General features: G+C 60.8%; 13 protein-coding genes. 8 read left to right on the forward strand and 5 right to left on the reverse strand.

Annotated elements, in window-relative coordinates:
- Positions 1 to 14 precede the first annotated feature (14 nt).
- From EI293_RS17405 to EI293_RS17420, 4 genes are all read left to right on the forward strand, one after another.
- A complete protein-coding gene (locus tag EI293_RS17405; protein ID WP_125439824.1) occupies positions 15 to 1,406 on the forward strand; it encodes a bifunctional UDP-3-O-[3-hydroxymyristoyl] N-acetylglucosamine deacetylase/3-hydroxyacyl-ACP dehydratase in 1,392 nt (463 codons plus the stop codon).
- A 100-nt stretch (positions 1,407 to 1,506) separates the two neighbouring features.
- Positions 1,507 to 2,307 (forward strand): acyl-ACP--UDP-N-acetylglucosamine O-acyltransferase, encoded by an 801-nt coding sequence (gene lpxA, locus EI293_RS17410; protein WP_125439825.1) that lies wholly within the window; start codon positions 1,507 to 1,509, stop codon positions 2,305 to 2,307.
- A gap of 91 nt (positions 2,308 to 2,398) precedes the next feature.
- Complete coding sequence (locus EI293_RS17415; protein ID WP_125439826.1) at positions 2,399 to 3,031, forward strand: ABC transporter ATP-binding protein; 633 nt, start codon at positions 2,399 to 2,401, stop codon at positions 3,029 to 3,031.
- A 135-nt stretch (positions 3,032 to 3,166) separates the two neighbouring features.
- Positions 3,167 to 3,526, forward strand: a complete 360-nt coding sequence (locus tag EI293_RS17420; RefSeq protein ID WP_125439827.1) for a hypothetical protein — start codon at positions 3,167 to 3,169, stop codon at positions 3,524 to 3,526.
- A gap of 168 nt (positions 3,527 to 3,694) precedes the next feature.
- Here EI293_RS17420 and EI293_RS17425 read toward each other — a convergent pair whose 3' ends face one another.
- A complete protein-coding gene (locus EI293_RS17425) occupies positions 3,695 to 4,459 on the reverse strand; it encodes a DUF4197 domain-containing protein (protein ID WP_125439828.1) in 765 nt (254 codons plus the stop codon).
- A 234-nt stretch (positions 4,460 to 4,693) separates the two neighbouring features.
- Positions 4,694 to 5,512 (reverse strand): DUF4197 domain-containing protein, encoded by an 819-nt coding sequence (locus EI293_RS17430; RefSeq protein WP_125439829.1) that lies wholly within the window; start codon positions 5,510 to 5,512, stop codon positions 4,694 to 4,696.
- A gap of 99 nt (positions 5,513 to 5,611) precedes the next feature.
- Between EI293_RS17430 and EI293_RS17435 the strand changes: the two genes are divergently transcribed.
- The 3 genes from EI293_RS17435 to EI293_RS17445 all read left to right on the forward strand — a co-directional run bounded on the left by EI293_RS17435 (position 5,612) and on the right by EI293_RS17445 (position 9,085).
- Positions 5,612 to 6,865, forward strand: coding sequence for a competence/damage-inducible protein A (locus EI293_RS17435; protein ID WP_125439830.1), 1,254 nt, complete (start codon positions 5,612 to 5,614; stop codon positions 6,863 to 6,865).
- Positions 6,866 to 7,182: 317 nt separating this feature from the next.
- Complete coding sequence (locus tag EI293_RS17440) at positions 7,183 to 8,571, forward strand: dihydrolipoamide acetyltransferase family protein (protein WP_125439831.1); 1,389 nt, start codon at positions 7,183 to 7,185, stop codon at positions 8,569 to 8,571.
- A gap of 301 nt (positions 8,572 to 8,872) precedes the next feature.
- The gene (locus EI293_RS17445) at positions 8,873 to 9,085 is read left to right on the forward strand and encodes a hypothetical protein (RefSeq protein ID WP_125439832.1); all 213 of its coding nucleotides are present in this window, start codon (positions 8,873 to 8,875) and stop codon (positions 9,083 to 9,085) included.
- Positions 9,086 to 9,439: 354 nt separating this feature from the next.
- On the opposite strand, the gene EI293_RS17450 is transcribed toward EI293_RS17445, so the two are convergent.
- The 3 genes from EI293_RS17450 to EI293_RS17460 form a co-directional block, all read right to left on the reverse strand.
- Positions 9,440 to 12,040 carry a TonB-dependent receptor domain-containing protein gene (locus EI293_RS17450; RefSeq protein WP_125439833.1) on the reverse strand — a complete coding sequence of 867 codons (2,601 nt, stop codon included), beginning with the start codon at positions 12,038 to 12,040 and terminating at the stop codon, positions 9,440 to 9,442.
- 318 nt (positions 12,041 to 12,358) lie between these two features.
- Entirely contained in the window at positions 12,359 to 14,404 is a 2,046-nt protein-coding gene (locus EI293_RS17455; protein WP_125439906.1) for a S9 family peptidase, read from the reverse strand.
- Between the two features lie 310 nt (positions 14,405 to 14,714).
- Positions 14,715 to 17,345 carry a valine--tRNA ligase gene (locus EI293_RS17460; protein WP_125439834.1) on the reverse strand — a complete coding sequence of 877 codons (2,631 nt, stop codon included), beginning with the start codon at positions 17,343 to 17,345 and terminating at the stop codon, positions 14,715 to 14,717.
- A gap of 270 nt (positions 17,346 to 17,615) precedes the next feature.
- Between EI293_RS17460 and EI293_RS17465 the strand changes: the two genes are divergently transcribed.
- Positions 17,616 to 18,557 carry a carbon-nitrogen hydrolase family protein gene (locus EI293_RS17465; protein WP_125439835.1) on the forward strand — a complete coding sequence of 314 codons (942 nt, stop codon included), beginning with the start codon at positions 17,616 to 17,618 and terminating at the stop codon, positions 18,555 to 18,557.
- The last annotated feature ends 45 nt before the right edge of the window (positions 18,558 to 18,602 follow it).

An 18,602-nucleotide genomic window follows, 5' to 3' on the forward strand; every position in this document is an offset into this window, starting at 1 on the left:
GGACAACTCAGAAAATGAACGACAAGCAACATACCATCAAGGCCCCCGTCACGGTGAGCGGCATTGGGCTGCACACGGGCGTACAGGCCACCATGACGTTCTGCCCCGCTCCCATCAACCACGGCTACAAGTTTCAGCGCGTGGATTTGCCCGGCCAGCCCATTGTGGATGCCGACGTGGACAACGTGGTGGACCTTTCCCGCGGCACTACCATTGAGCAGAACGGGGCCCGCGTGAATACCGTGGAGCACACGCTGGCGGCCCTGGTGGGTCTGCAGCTTGATAACATCCTGATTCAGCTGGACGGCCCGGAGCCCCCCATTATGGATGGCAGCAGCTACGAATTCATCAAGCCCCTGATGGAAGCGGGCCTGCAGGAGCAGAACGCGCTGCGCAACTACTTCGAGATACCCGACGAAATCCGCTACGTGGACAACGCCCGGGCCGTGGAAATTGCCGGTCTGCCGCTAAACTCCTACCGCCTCACGGTGATGGTGGACTACAACTCGCCTGTCCTGGGCTCCCAACACGCCTCCCTCACCCACATCGACCAGTTTACCACCGAAATTGCCTCCTCCCGCACATTCTGCTTTCTGCACGAACTGGAGGCCCTCTACAAGTCGAACCTGATTAAGGGTGGTGATTTGAGCAACGCCATTGTAGTGGTAGACCGCGTGGTGAGCGACGAGGAGCTGGACGAGCTGGCCACCATGCTGGGCAAGCCCAAAGTGGCCGTGAAGAAGGAAGGCATCCTTAACAACGTGGACCTGCGCTACAAAAACGAGCCCGCCCGCCACAAACTCCTCGACCTAGTAGGCGACCTGGCCCTGGTAGGCCGCCCCCTGAAAGGCCAGATTCTGGCGGCCCGCCCCGGCCACGCGGCCAACGTGGCGTTTGCCAAGCGCATCAAGAAGAAGATGATGGAGGCCCACACCAGCCCGGTGCCAGCCTACGACCCGGCCCGGGAGCCGGTGATGGACATCAACAAGATTGCCGCCACCCTGCCTCACCGCTACCCCTTTCTGCTCATCGACAAGATCATTCATCTTGACGCCACCACCGTAACGGGCGTGAAGAATGTGACCTTCAACGAGCAGTTTTTCACCGGTCACTTCCCCGGCAACCCCGTCATGCCCGGCGTCCTGCAGATTGAGGCCATGGCCCAGACCGGCGGTATTCTGGTACTGAGCACCGTGCCCGATCCGGAGAATTACTGGACCTATTTTCTGGGAATCGAAAACTGCCGCTTCCGTCGGATGGTTAAACCCGGCGACACGATTCTGTTCAAATGCGAGCTGACTGCCCCCATCAAGCGGGGCATCGCCAAAATGAGCGGCAAGGCCTACGTGAATGGCAAAGTGGTCATGGAAGCCGAAATGTCGGCCAGCATCGTGAAGAAGAATTAAGAATTAAAAATGAAGAATTAAAAATGGCTGTTCTCTTCTTCCTGCACACGCCACCTTCTTCAATTCTTAATTTTTAATTCTCAATTTTTAATTGACAAGAATGAACCAGCCGCTCGCCTATATTCACCCCGAAGCCAAGATTGCCCAGAACGTGGTAGTGGAACCCTTCACGACCATCGACAAGGATGTGGAAATCGGGGAAGGCACCTGGATTGGGCCCAACGTCACGATTATGGCGGGGGCGCGCATTGGCAAAAACTGCAAGATTTTCCCGGGGGCCGTTATTGCGGCTCAGCCCCAGGACCTCAAGTTTGCCGGCGAACGAACCACCGTGCATATCGGCGACAACACCGTGATTCGGGAGTGCGTGACGGTGAACCGTGGCACCGTGGATAAGCTCAAGACCGTGGTAGGTGCCAATTGCCTGCTGATGGCCTACGTGCACGTGGCCCACGACTGCGTGATTGGCAATAACTGTATCCTGGCCAATACGGTGCAGGTGGCGGGCCACGTCGAAATCGGGGATTTTGCCATTGTGGGAGGCTCCTCGGCCATTCACCAGTTTGTGCGGGTCGGGCAGCACGCCATGATTTCGGGGGGCTCCCTCATCCGGAAGGATGTGCCGCCCTTCGTGAAGGCCGGCCGCGAGCCGCTGACCTATGTGGGCATCAACAGCATCGGGCTACGCCGCCGGGGGTTCTCGGATCAGAAGATTGCCGAAATTCAGCAGCTCTACCGCCTGCTGTTCCTGAGCGGCCTCAACAACGCCGCCGCCCTCGACCAGATTGAGCTGGAGCTGGCCCCTTCGCCGGAGCGCGACGAGGTCGTGAACTTCATCCGCAACTCTGGCCGCGGCGTCATCAAAGGCTACTCCCGCAACACCAGCGCCAGCGGAGAGTAGTTTGTAGAAGTGAGAAGTGAGACTGTTGTTCGGGCTTGTGCTCATGAACGAAAGTCTCACTTCTCACTTCTCATTATCTAAGGTCTGAACAATGCAGATTACCGCCACGGGCCTGAGCAAGCGGTTTGCCCGGGAATGGATTTTCCGGGACCTCACCCACACGTTTCGGGCGGGTACGGCCACGGCCATTCTGGGACCCAATGGGGCGGGCAAGAGCACGCTGCTCAACACGCTGTCGGGCCAGATTTTGCCCACGGCCGGCACTATTTTGTATGAGCACCAGGGCCGGCCGGTAGCGGTGGAGGACGTGCCTGCCCGCCTGGCCTATGCCGCACCCTATCTGGAGCTGATTGAGGAGCTGAGCCTGACCGAGCTGATCCGGTTTCACACCCGCTTCAAGCCGCTACGGCCGGGCCTCTCAGCCGAGGAGCTCATTACGCTGATGTACCTGGAGAAATCCCGCCACAAGCTGGTGCGCGACTTTTCCAGCGGCATGAAGCAGCGCCTGAAGCTGGCCCTGGCCCTCTATGCCGATACCCCCCTGCTCCTGCTGGACGAGCCCACCACCAACCTGGACCGGACCGGGGTGGAATGGTACCTGGAACACGTGCGGGCGACGCTGGCCGGCCGTACGGTCCTGGTATCAAGCAATGTGCCCGAGGAGTACGACTTTTGCACGGCGCAGGTCAACATTACAGATTTCGGGGCAAAGGCCGCCCGGTAGGTGTTTGGGGTAAAATATGCGCCCCGGCAACCTAGATGGAAACCTTCGCAGCGGTTCCGCACGTATCTTTGCCGCAACAACGCCCCGGCGTTTTTCCTCTGAATCTTATCACCCTTTTCTGACCCTAGCAAGGCCATGAGACAACACGACGACCTCGAAGACGACCTTTTCGACGATGATGAGCTGGACAACTTTGCGGCTACCGGCGGCGACGCTACCCGGGGCAACCCCGAAGACCAACTCTCGGCCAAATACGCCGACTACCTGATGTGGCGTGACACCGGCTCCTCGCACGATGAGGCGCTGGACCTGGCCAGCATGACCGAAGACGAGTACGCCACCGCCGAAGCCACCGAAGACCCCGACGGCAGCACCGGCTTCAGCTCCCTCGACGACCTGGATGATGACGACCTTTCCGACGACGACTCCGACGAGTACGGTAGCAGCGGCAGCTCCCGCAACAGCCGCCGCAACTCCGACTACGACGACTATTAATCTGTAATGTGCAGAATGTGGTTGGAATGTGTGGAATGCCTTATTCTCCTCCCTCTGTTCCACCACTTCTGCCCACTGAAAAGGCCCGCTTTCCTACTGGAAAGCGGGCCTTTTCATATCTACTCCCGAGAAAAATCATTTATCACATTCCCACCACATTAAGAACTCCTACTTCCGGCCGAAAACGCGCTTGAGTATATCGGTGGTGCGGGCCACGGGGTTTTCGCGGATGTTGGCTTCCTCCTGGGCTACCAAGGTGAACAAGCCATCAATGGCTTTGCCGGTGGCGTACTGGTTAAGGTCGGTTTGCACGGGCGTAACCAGCGGGATGCGGTTGTAGCGGGTGGTCAGGTCGGTGTAGTATTTGGTGGCTCCTACCTTGTCGAGGCTTTGCTGGATGATGGGTCGGAAGGCCGTGGTGAGCTGCTCGGTGGTGGTGCGCTTGAGGTAGTTGGTGGCGGCGTCCTTCTCCCCGGTCAGGATGCCCCACACGTCCTTAAACGTGAGGCTTTTGATGGCGGCCAGGAAAATAGGCTTGGCACTCTTGGCGGCATCCTCCGCGCCCCGGTTCAACGACAACTCAAACTTATCCACCTGGCTGCCCAGGCCCAGCTTACGGAGCGTGGTAGCCACGCGCTGCGCATCGGCGGGAAACGGAATCCGGATCAAGCGATTCAGGTAGAAGCCGTCCTGTTTGGAGGCCTGGTCGGTGCCTTTGCTGATGCCCTGCGAGAGGGCCTCGCGCAGGCCCTGGGCCGCTTCCTGCTGCGTGAGGCTGCCCGTGCCGGTGCTGCCAGTTGGGCTGGTAGTGGTAGTTTTGGGCAGCGTGGTTTTGAGAATATCTCCCAGCTTCGAGAGCTTAATCTGAGCCGAAGCGGATAGCTGCAGCCCCAGCAGCACGGCGGGTAACACGAGAAAACGGCGGTAGTTCATGGCGAGGAAAGTGAGCGGCAAATATACTGCCGGCACTTTTGCAGAAACCGGACCAGGATTTTTTTGGAAAGTGTAAAGTCAAAGCCCTACCTGTCATCCTAAGCATTCCGCGCATCAAGCGGCGACGAATGACCTTATCACGTTAGAACGATACCAGTGTTAGTCGTTCATGCGTGACAAGGTCCTTCGCTCTGCTCAGGATGACAGGTAGGGCTTTGACTTTACACTTCTTTACTACTTCCCGCCGAATACGCGCTTGAGCAGGGCGCTGCCCTGGGCGGCGGGGTTGGCCCGGATGCGGCCTTCCTCGGCGGCCATGAGGGCAAACAGGCCATCCACGGTTTTCTCGGTGGCGTAGGGCACCAGCTGCGGGTTGAGGGGCGTCACGAGCGGAATCTTGTTATAGCGGGCCACCATTTCGGCGTAGAGCCTGATGGCCCCAGTTTGTTCCAACGACTGCTGCACGGTAGGCTGGAACGTGGTGCGCAGGTCAGCGGCCGTTTTTTCGTAGAGCAGCGTGGTAGCCGCGTCCGTTTCCTTGCTGGTAGCCAGCGTGAGGGCATCCTGGAGGCTCAGGTTCTGTACCGCGTTCAGGAAGATGGGCTTAGCCTGGCCGGCGGCCGTTTCGGCGGCGCGGTTCAGGGCCACCTCAAAGTTATCGACCAAAGCGCCGGCCCGTAGCTTGCGCAGCGTGGCGGCTACCAGCTCCGCCTCGGGCGGGAACGGAATGCGGATATCGGCGTTGGCGTTGAAGCCGTCGGTTTCGCCGCCCTGGGCCACGGCTTTGGTCACGGCCTGGGTGAGGGCCTCGCGCAGGCCGCCGGTAGCTTCGTCGGCCGTGAGGGGCACTACCACGGGTGCTACCACTTTGGTAGCGGCGGCAACTTTGGTGGTGGTCGTGGTCTTTTTGACGGGCGTCGTTTTCTTGACCGGGGTGGTTTTCTTGGTGGTGGTCGTGGTTTTTTTCGTGGTGGTTTTGGTTTGGGCGGCGGCCAGCTGCGCGGTGGCCAGGATGAGCGTGAGACCCAAAGCGAGGGTACGGAGGGGAGTCATACGGGAAAAATCGGGTAAACCCAGACGCCGGTGTGGCGTTGTTAGCGGGCGAGGTGCCAATATTGCGCCAAATCCGCTACTCTACCTAACCTTCTCTCCATGCCCCTCATTCCCGACGTTGAAATCATGACCATTGGCGACGAGCTGCTCTACGGGCAGGTCATCGACACCAATTCGGCCTTTATGGGCCAGGAGCTGGGCAAGCTGGGCCTGCGCGTGCGCCAGATTACCAGCGTCTCCGACCGGGCCGACGAAATTGTAGCTGCCCTCGACCTGGCCCGGCAGCGGGCCCAGGTGGTACTGATGACCGGCGGCCTCGGTCCCACCAAAGACGACCTCACCAAGCACGTACTGGCCCGCTACTTCGGCGCGGAGCTGGTGCTGCACGAGCCCACTCTACACCACGTGGAAGGCATTTTTGCCCGCTACAACCGGCCCATGCTGGAAGTAAACCGCCAGCAGGCCCTGGTGCCGGCCAACTGTACGGTGCTGCATAACGCCCTGGGCACGGCCCCCGGCATGTGGTTCGAGGACCGGGGCACCGTGTTCGTAAGCATGCCCGGCGTGCCGTTTGAAATGAAAGGGCTGATGACCGACGAGGTGCTGCCCCGCCTGCGCCAGCACTTCCAGACGCCCCCCATTGAGCACGTGGTGGTGCAGACGGTGGGCCTGGGCGAGTCGTTTCTGGCCCAGCGCATCGAGAGCTGGGAAGCAGCCCTGCCCGCCAACATCAAACTGGCCTACCTACCCTCTTTGGGCGGCGTACGCCTGCGCCTCACCGGCCACGACGACGGCCAGCCCGACCTGCGTGCCCGCATGGAGGCCTTACTGCCCGAGCTGCGCACCTTGCTCGGTGACCATATATTCGCCGTAGGCGAAATCAACCTGGAAACGGCCGTGGGCACTTTGCTAGCCGAGCGGGGCCTCACGGTGGGCACCGCCGAGAGCTGCACTGGCGGCCTGCTGGCCCACCGCCTCACCAGCGTGCCCGGCAGCTCCCGCTACTACCAGGGCAGCATCATTGCCTACTCCAACGACATCAAGATGCAGGAGCTGGGTGTGAAGCCCGAAACCTTGGCCGCCCACGGGGCCGTGAGCGAAGCCGCCGTGGCCGAAATGGCCGAGGGCCTGCGCCGCCGCCTGGGCGTTGATGTGGCCCTGGCCACCAGCGGCATTGCCGGCCCCGACGGCGGCACCGACGCCAAGCCCGTGGGCACCATCTGTATTGCCTATGCCGACGCCCGCCGCACCGTCACCCGCCAGATCAGCTTCAACCGCGGCCGCCAGCTCAACCTGGAGTACACCACCACCGCCGCCCTGAATCTGCTGCGACTGGAAGTGGAGAAGGGGTGAATGGGTGGCTGGTTGAATGGGTGGATTGCTGAATGGGTGGATTAGTAGCTGGTTGAATAGTGGCAAACTGTCATCCTGAGCTTGCGAAGGACCTTATCACGTTAGGTGTACTACCGGATGACTTGTTCACACGTGATAAGGTTCTTCGCTCCTCTCAGGATGACAGCCGTATCCCATCAAACCATTCAACCATCCACCTATTCAATAATCCAGCAATCCACCCATTCAACAATCCCACAATCCAACAGTCCAACACTTCACTTACCTTTGGGCTCCGAAACCCACCCCCACCCTTTTCCCTAAACACCCCCAACCGCATGGCACGAGTGGAAATGACGATGCCCAAGATGGGCGAATCCATCATGGAAGGCACCGTCCTGAAATGGCTCAAACAAGTAGGCGACACCATCGACCAGGATGAGTCGGTGCTGGAAGTAGCTACCGATAAGGTGGATACTGAGGTACCGGCTCTGCACGCCGGCGTGCTCCAGGAAATCCTGGTGCAGGAAGGCCAGGTAGTAGCCGTGGGGGCTCCCATTGCCGTTATTGAAACCGACGCCGCCAGCGCCGCCAGCGCTGCCCCGGCCGCCGCTGCCGAGGCTCCCGCTCCTACCATCAACGGCGCTGAGAAGCCCACCGTACCTTACCTGCCCGAAGCCCACGACCCGCAGGCCAACGCCGCCCAAGCCGTAGCCGCCCAGCCCCAGGCCAGCCGCTTCTACTCGCCGCTCGTGCTCAGCATTGCCCGCGAAGAAGGCATTTCGATGGGTGACCTGGAGTACCTGCCCGGCACCGGCAGCGAAGGCCGCGTGACGAAAAAAGACATCCTCGATTACGTAGCCGCCGGCAAGAAGCCGCTGACGCAGGCCGCTGCTGCGGCTCCGATAGCCGCAGTACCAGCGGCCCCAGCCCCGGTAGCTGCTCCAGCCGCTGCTCCCGCCCAACAACCAGCAACGAACAACCAGCAACCAACCAAAGCGGTGCCGTCTATCAGCGGCAACCAGGAGCTGCTGGAAATGGACCGCATGCGCAAAATGATTGCCCAGCGCATGGTGGATAGCAAGCGGATTTCGCCCCACGTCACCTCGTTTGTGGAGGCCGACGTGACCGACATCGTGAACTGGCGCAACAAGCACAAGGATGCCTACAAGAAGCGCGAGGGCGAAAACCTCACCTTCACGCCCATCTTCATCCAGGCCATTGCCCGCGCCATTCAAGACTTCCCGATGATCAACGTGTCCATTGAGGGCGACTACATCATCAAAAAGCGCGACATCAACATTGGCGTGGCCGTAGCGCTGCCTTCCGGCAACCTTATTGTGCCCGTGATTCACAACGCCGACCAGCTGAACCTGAACGGCCTGAGCAAGAAGCTCAACGACCTGGCTAACCGTGCCCGCACCAACAAACTCAAGCCCGAGGACTTGGAAGGCGGCACCTACACCGTGTCCAACGTCGGCTCGTTTGGCAACGTGATGGGCACGCCCATCATCATGCAGCCGCAGGTGGCCATCATGGCCGTGGGCGCTATCAAGAAGAAGCCCGCCGTCATCGAAACCCCGCAGGGTGATTTGATTGGCGTGCGCCACTTCATGTTCCTGAGCCACAGCTACGACCACCGCGTGGTGGACGGCTCCCTGGGCGGTATGTTCGTGCGCCGCGTGGCCGACTACCTGGAGCAGTTCGACCCCAATACCAGCATTTAGAGCTTAGAGCTTAGAGCTTAGAGCTTAGAGCTTAGAGCTTAGAGCTTAGAGCTTAGAGCTTAGAGCTTAGAGCTTAGAGCTTAGAGCTTAGAGCTTAGAATGTATGCGAAAGGCCCCGCCGTGGTTACGTGGCGGGGCCTTTTTGTGGGCGCTAGGCCGTACTTTTGTTTGATTTTCGGCGGCATTCGTCCGCTGACCAAACCGGTTTTTCGAGGCTGGTTTCCTTCTTTCCGGTTTCGGCTGTTATCTGCCCGACGAGAAGCTGCTTACTGCTCCCGAAACGCCATTACCCCCTGCTTACATGAACAAAGCGCTGCCCCTAGCCGCCCTCCTCATTGCCCTCGGCCTGATCCTGTTTCTCTACCAGCGCCTGCAAACCACTGAGGCCGCGCTGGAAATGGCCAACCGCCGTTTTGCCGACTGCGAGACGGTGAACTTTCAGCTCCAGAACCAGCTCACCCAAGCCACCCGCGGCCCCGTCCCCGACAGCCTGCGCGTAGTAAGCGGCGAGTAGCCGAACGGCCCGGCCCCACCCCGACATCTCCCAGGACAAAACCAATCGGTTTTTAAACCCTGAGGCGTCCTCACAGGGCAAAACCAATCGGTTTTAAGCTCCGAGGTTTCCTCACGGGGCAAAACCAATCGGTTTTAAGCTCTGAGATTTCCTCACAGGGCAAAACCAATCGGTTTGAAGCTCCGAGGCTTCCTCACGGGGCAAAACCAATCGGTTTTAAGCTCTGAGGCCTGATCATCATCGGGGAGCGGCAGCGGTAGCCGCCACGCAAAACCGACCGGCCGGGATGCGCTTGGGCACCCGGACGGTCGGTTTTAGGTAACGGGCCACCTGGCCCGTTACGCAGGTACCGGGCTAGGGCCGGCCGCCGCTGGTACCCTGGGCGGGCGTGGCCCCGGCCCCGTTGCCCCCGTCGCCGCCTTCTTTCAGGTCGTCGTTGTTGATGGAGCGTTTGCGCTTGGGCTGGGCCATGCTCATCTTGCCGATGCGGTAGCTCAGGTTCACCCGGAAGCCCGAGCGGCGCAGCACGTTCTCGCTGTACTGATCGAGGACGGGCGTACTGATGGAGTTGCGGATTGTGTTGGTGGGCGTCAGGAAGTTGTCGGCCCCGAAGCCGATGCTGCCTTTCTTATCGGCGAAGTCCTTTTTCAGGCCCACGCTGTACACCCCGAAGCCGCCCTGGTAGCCCTGGAGCTGCACCTGTCGTCCCCGGTAGAAGCTGAACGCCTGCACGCCCCAGCCCTTGGCAAAGGTGTACCCGCCCATGAGTCGGCCGCTGGCCACCCAGCCCTGGTTGCTGGCCGCGTACAGCACATCGGAGGTGTTGTTGTCGAGGGTAGCGTAGTACACATCCAGGCCGCCGCCCAGCGTGAGCTTGTTCTGCACGTTCACGTTGGCATTCACGCTGCCGCCGTAAGCGTTTTCGGTACCGATATTGTCGTAGGTGGTCTTGATGAGGGCGCCGTCTTGGGTGCGCACCGGCTGGATGGAGCCGTTAGTGTTACGCGCAAATACCGAGAAGTTCAGCGAGGTCTGCTTGATGAAGGTGCTATAGCCCAACTCGTAGTTGTTGGTGTACTCGGGCTTCAACTCGGGGTTGCCCTCGGTGTACTGCAACTGGTTGCCCGACTGCCGGTTGGGGTTCAGAAATTGCAGGGAAGGACGCTGAATGCGGTAGTTGTAGGCGGCTTTGAGCACGTTGCCGTTGGCCAGCTTGCGCGAGAGGTTCACGCTGGGCACCAGCACTCCGTATGGGTCAATGGAGGTTTCCGTGTCGGTGCGGAAGTCGGCGTTGATGGTGGTGTACTCGTAGCGCGCCCCGGCTTTCAGGGTGTAACTCTTGAGGAAGCTCTGGGTGTATGAGAGGTAGGCGGCCGCAATGTTCTGGTTGTAGTCGAACACGTTGGAAAGCGTGGTGCCGGTCTGCCGCTGCCCGTTCAGGAAGGTAGTATAGTCGCTGTTCACGCGACGCATGATGTCCTTGGCCCCGAACTCCAGCAGCTGGGTTTTGCTCAGGGGCGTCTGGTAATCGGCCTGCAGCGTGATTTCCTGATTGTAACTGTCGTTGAGGTTGCGGCGGTAGTCGCCGGACCCCTCCCCGCTCAGGGTAGTGTTGGTGAAGTTGTTGGTGCGGGTGTTGCGGCTGTACTGGGCCAGCAGGCTAAACTCGCGCTGGGGCGTCTCGAAGGTGCGGGTGTAGTTGAGCGTGGCATCCAGGGTGTTCGAGTTGTCGAGCACCTTCACGTCGCTGAGGCGGTTGGTGAGCGAGTCGCCCAGCACCGGCCGGAAAAACGTGGTCTGCGAGGCTAAGTCGTCCTGGTAGTTGGTGCCGTTGCGCAGGCCCAGCTGCACCGAGGCCGACAGGAAGTTGTACTTGTTGATGTCGTAGTCCCAGCCCAGCGAGTAGCGCCCGAACACGTTCTGCTGGCGCGTATCGGCCGACTGCACGGTGCGCGTGAGCAGCTGACGGTTGGCAATGTCGTTGCCGGTGATGCCGTAGGTGGTTTGCTCGTTGCGGAACGAGCCGGGCACGTTGTACTGGCCCCGGCCGCCGCCGCCCAGCGAAAAGCCCATCTTGCCCACCCGATACGAGGCGTTCAGGCCCAGATCGGAGCTGCGCAAACCGGCGCTGGTGCGCAAATCAAGGGTAAAGCCCTGGAGGTTGTTCTGCTTGGTGACAATGTTGATGATGCCGCCCGAGCCTTCGGCGTCGTACTTGGCCGAGGGCGAGGTAATCACCTCCACGGTCTTGATCTGGTCGGCCGGAATCTGCTTGAGCGCGTCGGCAATGCTGTTGGCCGAGATGGTGCTGGGCCGGTTGTTGATGAGCACCCGGATGTTCTGGCTGCCGCGCAAACTCACGTTACCGTCCAGGTCCACCGATAGGTTGGGCACGCGCTTGAGCACGTCGGTGGCGTCGCCGCCCCGGGTTGTTTCGTCTTTCTCGGCGTTGTACACCGTGCGGTCCACCTTTTCCTCTATCAGACTGCGCTGGCCTTCCACCCGTACTTCGCCCAGGGCCTGGGCCGAGGATGCCAGAGCTATGGCCCCCAGGGCCACCGTGTTACCGGCCTCAGTAATCACCACACCCGGCTTTTCCACCAGCGTGTAGCCAATAAAGCTGATCTGGATGGTGTACGTGCCGGCCGCAATGCGCGGAATTGAGAATTTGCCGTTGTCGTCGGCGGCGGTGCCATCCACGGGCTTGCCGGTGGCCGGGTTCAGCAAGACCACGGTGGCATAGGGCACCGGCTGCTTGGTAGCGGCATCGGTAACGGTGCCGGTAATGCGGCCCGTTCCTTCCTGCGGGGCCATAACGGCGGCCCCACCGGCCCCGGTCGGCCGGATAGCACCGGCGGGCCGACCAGCACCAGCCGGGGGCCCACCAGCGGGCATTTGGGCCAGCACCACGTGGCTGCCGGAAAGGAGAAGAATCGGGAGGAATAACTTTTTCATGTGCGAGAGGGGAAGCGTCTATCACCCGGCGGCCAAACGACCACTGCGGGCCATCGGGCGCGGTATCCATGCAAACCTAATTGCTCTGGCCCCGCCCCCGAAAAGAAGCCGACCAATCGGCTGATTTCTGCGGCGGAGGCCGATAAAAGGTCGGGCGAATACCGGGTAACCGAGCCACAGACGCAACTTCGCCGCCGAGGTGGCACCAAGGCCTGAATATTTGTCGGGTTTGTGGGCGGCCGGAAACGCAAAACGCCCCTCCGGGAGCCGGAGGGGCGTTCTGTTGTGGCGTACAGCGCCGCTTCGCAGTACTTACGGTCAGGCCTTCACCCCCAGCAGCAGCAGCATAAAGGCAAACTGCCGGGCTGTGTCGTGGATGGACTTGAAGCGGCCGGAGGCACCACCGTGGCCGGCGGCCATGTCGGTGTGGAGCAGCAGCAGGTTCTGGTCGGTTTTGAGGGTACGCAGCTTGGCTACCCACTTGGCCGGCTCGAAGTACTGCACCTGCGAGTCGTGCAGGCCGGTGGTAACGAGCATGTTCGGGTAGGCCTGGGCCTTCACCTGGTCGTAGGGCGAGTACGAGAGCATATAGTCGTAGAACTCTTTCTGGTTGGGGTTGCCCCACTCGTCGTACTCGCCGGTGGTCAGCGGAATGCTTTCGTCGAGCATCGTCGTCACCACATCCACGAAGGGCACGGCCGCTACTACGCCCTTGTAGTACTCGGGGTGGTTGTTCACTACTGCGCCCATCAGCAGGCCGCCGGCCGAGCCGCCCATGGCAAACAGCTTATCGGCGGAGGTGAACTTCTGGTCGATGAGGAACTTGGAGCAGTCGGTGAAGTCGGTGAAGGTGTTTTTCTTCCGGAGCTTCTTGCCGTTCTCGTACCACTGCCGGCCCATTTCCTGCCCGCCGCGGATGTGGCAAATCACGTAGGCGAAGCCCCGATCCAGCAAGCTCAGGCGGGCGGCGCTGAAGGTAGCGTCCATGGAGTAGCCGTAGGATCCGTAGGCGTACTGCAGCAGCGGGGCCGAGCTATCTTTCTTAAAACCCTTTTTGTAGACAATGGACATCGGGATTTTGGTGCCATCGGTGGCAGTGGCGTACACCCGCTCGGTCACGTAATCCTCCTTCTTGAAGCTTCCGAGCACGGTTTGCTCCTTGAGCAGCTTCTTGCTGCGGGCGCTCATATCGTAGTCGAAGGTGGAATTGGGCGTGGTGAGCGAGGAGTAGCCGTAGCGCAGCACGGGCGTGTCGAACTCGGGGTTGATGCTGATGGCGGCCGTGTAGGTGGGCTCCCCGAAGTTGAGGTAGTGCTCCTGCTTGTCCTTCCACCGAATCACGCGCAGCTGCAGCAGGCCTTCCTTCCGCTCACCCAGCACCAAGTAGTCCTTGAACAGCTCCATGTTTTCCAGAAACACGTCGGGGCGGTGAGCAATGACCTCCTGCCAGGCCGTTTTGGCAGTATTCTTCACCGGCGTTTTCAGCAGCCGGAAGTTGGGCGCCCCGGCGTTGGACAGCACGTAGAACTCATTACCGAAGTGCTCCACCTCGTACAGATGGTCGGCCTCCCGGGGCAGAAACACCTTCAGCGGCTCACCTGGTTTGCTGGCCTCCAAATAGCGCACCTCCGACGACATAGTGCTGCCGATATCCAGCAGCACGTACTGCCGCGACTTGGAGCGGTGGACCCCGATGCGGAAGGTGTTGTCCTTCTCCTCATACACCAGCTGGTCCTGGCCGGGGTCGGTGCCCAGGGTGTGGCGGTAGAGCTGGTAATCGAGCAGCGTGGTGGGGTCTTTGCGGACGTAGAACACCGTCTCGTTGTCGGTGGCCCACACGGCGTTGCCGCTGGTGTTCGGGATTTGCTCGGGGTAGAGCTGGCCGGTTTGCAGGTTGCGGAAGCGCAGCGTGTAGAGGCGGCGGCTCACCACGTCCTCGGAGTAGGCCAGCACCTGGTTGTCGTCGCTCACCTCGAAGCCGCCGATCTGGTAGTAGTCCTTGCCCTTGCCCAACTCGTTGGCGTTGAGCAGGATTTCCTCTTTGGCGCTCAGGCTGCCCTTTTTGCGGCAGTAAATCGGGTACTCGGCCCCGGCCTCGAAGCGGGTGTAGTAGTAGTACCCGTTCTCGCGGTACGGCACCGACTCATCCTGCTCCTTGATGCGGCCCTTAATTTCCTGGAACAGCTTTTCTTCCAGCCCCTTCACCGGAGCCATTTGCTGCTCGGTGTAGGCGTTTTCGGCGTTCAGGTAGCTGATGACTTCCGGGTTTTCGCGCTCATTGAGCCAATAGTAATTGTCGAGGCGGGTGCCAAACGGCGACTTAAGTTCTTTGGGCTGGAGAGCCGCAACGGGAGGTTTGGACATGATGGCAGTAGTGCTTTGGGCGAAAAGCGCGCCGCTGAGCAGCAGCCCCGCGCCCGTAAGCCAGGTGTACAAGGAGTTCATAGCGCAACAAGTCAGCAAGTGAAATGGATGCGCTAAAGAAACGGGGAATTTGCGAAGAGCGGCGGCGAGTGGGTGAAAGAATGGCCGTGCCCTTCTTCACGCGAAAGATGGCCTCCCCGATAATGGGGAGGCCATCTTTCGCGTGAAAACCGCCGCCCCGCAGTTTGGAAGGCAGGACTTCACGTGAAAACCTTCTCCCCGCGGTTTGGAAGGCAGCCCGGCGTCAGGTTTACAGCGCCGCCAGGCTTTGCTCCAGGGCCGTGATTTTGGCTTCAGTGTCGGCCAGCTTCTGCCGCTCGCGCTCTACCAGGTCGGGCTTGGCGTTGGCCACGAACTTTTCGTTGGCCAGCTTTTTCAGCACCGAGTCGCGGAAGCCCTGGGCGTATTCCAGCTCCTTGCTGAGGCGCTCTTTCTCGGCCCCGAGGTCAATCTGACCTTCCAGCGGCACGAAGAACTCCGAGCCGCCCGCTACGAAGCCCACCGAAGCGGCCGGCGCTTCCGTCACCACCGATACGTCGGTGAGGGCGGCCAGCTTGCGGATGATGGGATCGTAGTCGGTCAGCAGCTGGGTGTCGTCAGTTTTGGCGGCCAGGGTCAGGGGCTTGTTGGGGCCCAGGCCCTTCTGGTTGCGGATGGTGCGCACGCCGCCCACAATGGCCAGCGCCTTTTCCATGCGGGCCAGCACCTCGGCGGCGCCCGCTACAGGCTGGGCCTTGGGCCAGGCGGCCACGCACACGTACTCCTTAGGGCCGCGCTCCTTCAGCTCGTGCCAGATTTCCTCCGTAATGAAGGGCATGAACGGGTGCAGCAGCTTGAGCAGGGTTTCGAGGAAACCGGTGGTCAGGCGCAGCGTTTCGGGGTCGATGGGGGCCTGGTAGGCGGGCTTGATCATCTCCAGATACTCGGAGCAGAAATCGTCCCACACCAGCTTGTACACCGTCATCAGCGCGTCGCTCATCCGGAACTTCTCGAAGTGCTCGTCCAGCTCCGCAATGGTGGCATTCAGCTTAGCGCCGAACCACTCCACGGCCTTCTCGTTGGGGAAGGGCAGCGCGGCATCCACCTCCCAGCCCTGGGTGAGGCGGAAGGCGTTCCAGAGCTTGTTGGAGAAGTTGCGGCCCTGCTCCACCAGCTTTTCGTCGTAGAGCAAGTCGTTGCCAGCCGGGGCCGAGAACAGCATGCCGGTGCGCACGCCATCGGCCCCGAACTGCTTGATGAGGTCCAGCGGATCGGGCGAGTTGCCGAGCTGCTTGCTCATCTTGCGGCCCTGGGCGTCGCGCACAATGCCGGTCAGGTACACGTTGCGGAAGGGCACTTCCTTGCGGAATTCCAGCCCGGCCATAATCATGCGGGCCACCCAGAAAAACAGGATGTCCGGCCCCGTCACCAGGTCGTTGGTGGGGTAGAAGTAGTTGACGTCGGCATTATCGGGGTCCTTAAAGCCGTCAAACACCGAAATCGGCCACAGCCACGACGAAAACCAGGTATCCAGCACGTCCTCGTCCTGGCGCAGATCCGAGAGCTGCAACTCGACGTTGCCGCTCTGCTCGCGGGCCTGGATCAGGGCTTCTTCGGCGGTGAGGGCCACCACGTAGGTGCCGTCGGGCAGGTAGTAGGCCGGAATCTGCTGGCCCCACCACAGCTGCCGCGAGATGCACCAGTCGCGCACGTTCTCCATCCACACCCGGTAGGTGTTCTTGAACTTGGCCGGGTGCAGCTTCACGGTGTCGTTTTCCACCACCTCCAGGGCCGGCTTGGCCAGGTGCTCCATTTTCAGGAACCACTGCAAGCTCAGGCGGGGCTCAATGACGGCCTTGGTGCGCTCGGAGGTCTGCACGATGCTGGCGTACTCCTCCACCTTTACCAGGTGGCCGGCTTCCTCCAGGTCCTTCACGATGTTGCGGCGGGCCGCAAACCGGTCTTGGCCCACGTACAGCACCGCCTTCTCGTTGAGCGAGCCGTCGTTGTTCAGGATGTCGATAACGGGCAGGTTGTGCTTCACGCCCAGCTCGTAGTCGTTCAGGTCGTGGGCCGGGGTCACCTTCAGCGCGCCGGTGCCGAAATCAATGCTCACGTATTCATCCAGAATCACCGGAATGTCGCGGCCCAGCAGCGGAATCCGCACTTTCGCGCCGTGCAGGTGCGTGTAGCGCGGGTCGTTCGGGTTCACCGCCACGGCCACGTCGGCCATGATTGTTTCGGGTCGCGACGTAGCCACGGTCAGGAACTGGCCCTCCTGCCCTACCACTTCGTAGCGCAAATGGTACATCTTGGCCATGACGTCCTTGGGAATCACTTCCTCATCAGACAACGCCGTCTGGCCCAGCGGGTCCCAGTTCACCATGCGGATGCCGCGGTACACGAGTCCCTTCTGGTGCAGGTCCACGAACACGCGCAACACGGCCTCAGTCAGCTCAGGCTCCATGGTGAAGCGCGTCCGGTCCCAGTCGCAGGAAGCGCCCAGCTGCTTGAGCTGCTCCAGAATGATGCCGCCGTACTTCTCCTTCCAGGCGAAGGCGTGCTCCAGAAACTGGTCCCGGGTCAGGTCCTTCTTCTCGATGCCCTGCTCCTTGAGCAGCGCCACTACCTTGGCTTCGGTGGCAATGGAGGCGTGGTCGGTGCCGGGCACCCAGCAGGCTTCCTTGCCCTGCATGCGGGCCCGGCGCACCAGCACGTCCTGAATGGTATTGTTGAGCATGTGGCCCATGTGCAGCACGCCCGTCACGTTGGGCGGCGGAATTACCACGGTGTAGGGCTGCTTACGGGGGTTGGCTTTGGCTTTGAAGAAGCCCTGCTCCTGCCAGCGCTGGTACCATTTGGCTTCAACGTCGGCGGGAGTATAAGTTTTGGCGATGGACATCGGCGGGAAAGTCTGTTCAGATACGGGCACAAAAGTAGGCATTTCGGGCGGGGGCCGGAAATATGGTGATACTCACCTCCGAAACTGATTCACTCGCCCCGGGCACTCCTTTTTGGCGGTATTTATCCGGATTTTCAGCGTTTCCCCCTTTTCATAGAACCACTTTCCGTATTTTTGAAGCTAGACCATCGTTCTGCTCCTTATCCGCTGCCTCCCACCCGGTACTTTCCCTTTTCTGTACCTTCTTCATCTCGTAGCTGACGCCCCTACATGGCTCTTTTCTCCTTCCGCAAACCTTTGGCCGGCGGGGTCCCGACTCCGGCAGCCCCGCCGCCTACCCCCACCCCTGTTATCCCTACGTTTACCAGCTCCGTACGAATAGGAATGGGCCAGCTGCTGGTGGAAGGCGGTGAGCCAGAGCGCAATCTGGAGCGAGCTGAACGCATGATTGCCGAAGCCGCTGCCCGCCAGTGCGACGTAGTGCTGCTGCCCGAAACCCTGGACTTTGCCTGGACGCACCCCAGCGCCCTCACCGAGGCCCAGCCCATTCCCGGTCCCTACTCCGACCGGCTCTGCCAGGCGGCCCTGCGCCACAACCTCTACCTCTGCGCCGGCCTCACGGAGCGCGCCCCCGATGGCCGCAACTATAACGCCGCTATCCTCATCAACCCGCAGGGCAAAATCATCTGCAAATACCACAAAATCAACCTCCTGGAAGTAGAGTTACCGTTTTATGCGGTAGGCCAGACACTGAACGTGGTGGATACACCCCTGGGAAAAATCGGGGTGAATATCTGCGCCGATAACTTCCTTGACGGCCTGCCCATCGGGCACACGCTGGCCCGCATGGGGGCCGAGTTCATCCTCTCGCCTTCGTCCTGGACGGTGGATTACTCCATTACGGAGGAGCACGACCCCTACCGCGAGAAGTGGGTGAAGCCGTATTCCATTCTGGCCCAGCTCTATAACGTATCTGTTGTAGGCACTACCTCGGTGGGCTACATTGTGGGCGGCCCGTACGAGGGCAAGAAAAGCGTGGGCTGCTCTTTGGCCGTGGATGCCAGCGGCATCCGGGCGCAGGGTACGTTCAACGAGTTTGCCGGCGACTTGGTAGTGGCCGACCTGCCCCGGCCCGTGCGCCCCGAGCAGGGCACCCAGATTGGCCAGATGCTGCAGCGGAAAGGCTTTGCTTTCGACAAGCTGCCTGCGTAGCGCCTGATATTTTCGTTTTACTCTGGCGCGTCACAACCCGCGCCG

The organism is Hymenobacter perfusus, from assembly GCF_003944765.1.
GTDB lineage: Bacteria > Bacteroidota > Bacteroidia > Cytophagales > Hymenobacteraceae > Hymenobacter > Hymenobacter perfusus.

Bases quoted from the DNA above. Each gene is read 5' to 3' on its own strand.
- EI293_RS17420 (WP_125439827.1), top strand. From the start codon at position 3,167: ATGAGACAACACGACGACCTCGAAGACGACCTTTTCGACGATGATGAG.
- EI293_RS17415 (WP_125439826.1), top strand. From the start codon at position 2,399: ATGCAGATTACCGCCACGGGCCTGAGCAAGCGGTTTGCCCGGGAATGG.
- EI293_RS17445 (WP_125439832.1), top strand. From the start codon at position 8,873: ATGAACAAAGCGCTGCCCCTAGCCGCCCTCCTCATTGCCCTCGGCCTG.
- EI293_RS17455 (WP_125439906.1), bottom strand. From the start codon at position 14,404: ATGTCCAAACCTCCCGTTGCGGCTCTCCAGCCCAAAGAACTTAAGTCG.
- EI293_RS17450 (WP_125439833.1), bottom strand. From the start codon at position 12,040: ATGAAAAAGTTATTCCTCCCGATTCTTCTCCTTTCCGGCAGCCACGTG.
- EI293_RS17465 (WP_125439835.1), top strand. From the start codon at position 17,616: ATGGCTCTTTTCTCCTTCCGCAAACCTTTGGCCGGCGGGGTCCCGACT.
- EI293_RS17440 (WP_125439831.1), top strand. From the start codon at position 7,183: ATGGCACGAGTGGAAATGACGATGCCCAAGATGGGCGAATCCATCATG.
- lpxA (WP_125439825.1), top strand. From the start codon at position 1,507: ATGAACCAGCCGCTCGCCTATATTCACCCCGAAGCCAAGATTGCCCAG.
- EI293_RS17460 (WP_125439834.1), bottom strand. From the start codon at position 17,345: ATGTCCATCGCCAAAACTTATACTCCCGCCGACGTTGAAGCCAAATGG.
- EI293_RS17430 (WP_125439829.1), bottom strand. From the start codon at position 5,512: ATGACTCCCCTCCGTACCCTCGCTTTGGGTCTCACGCTCATCCTGGCC.
- EI293_RS17435 (WP_125439830.1), top strand. From the start codon at position 5,612: ATGCCCCTCATTCCCGACGTTGAAATCATGACCATTGGCGACGAGCTG.
- EI293_RS17425 (WP_125439828.1), bottom strand. From the start codon at position 4,459: ATGAACTACCGCCGTTTTCTCGTGTTACCCGCCGTGCTGCTGGGGCTG.
- EI293_RS17405 (WP_125439824.1), top strand. From the start codon at position 15: ATGAACGACAAGCAACATACCATCAAGGCCCCCGTCACGGTGAGCGGC.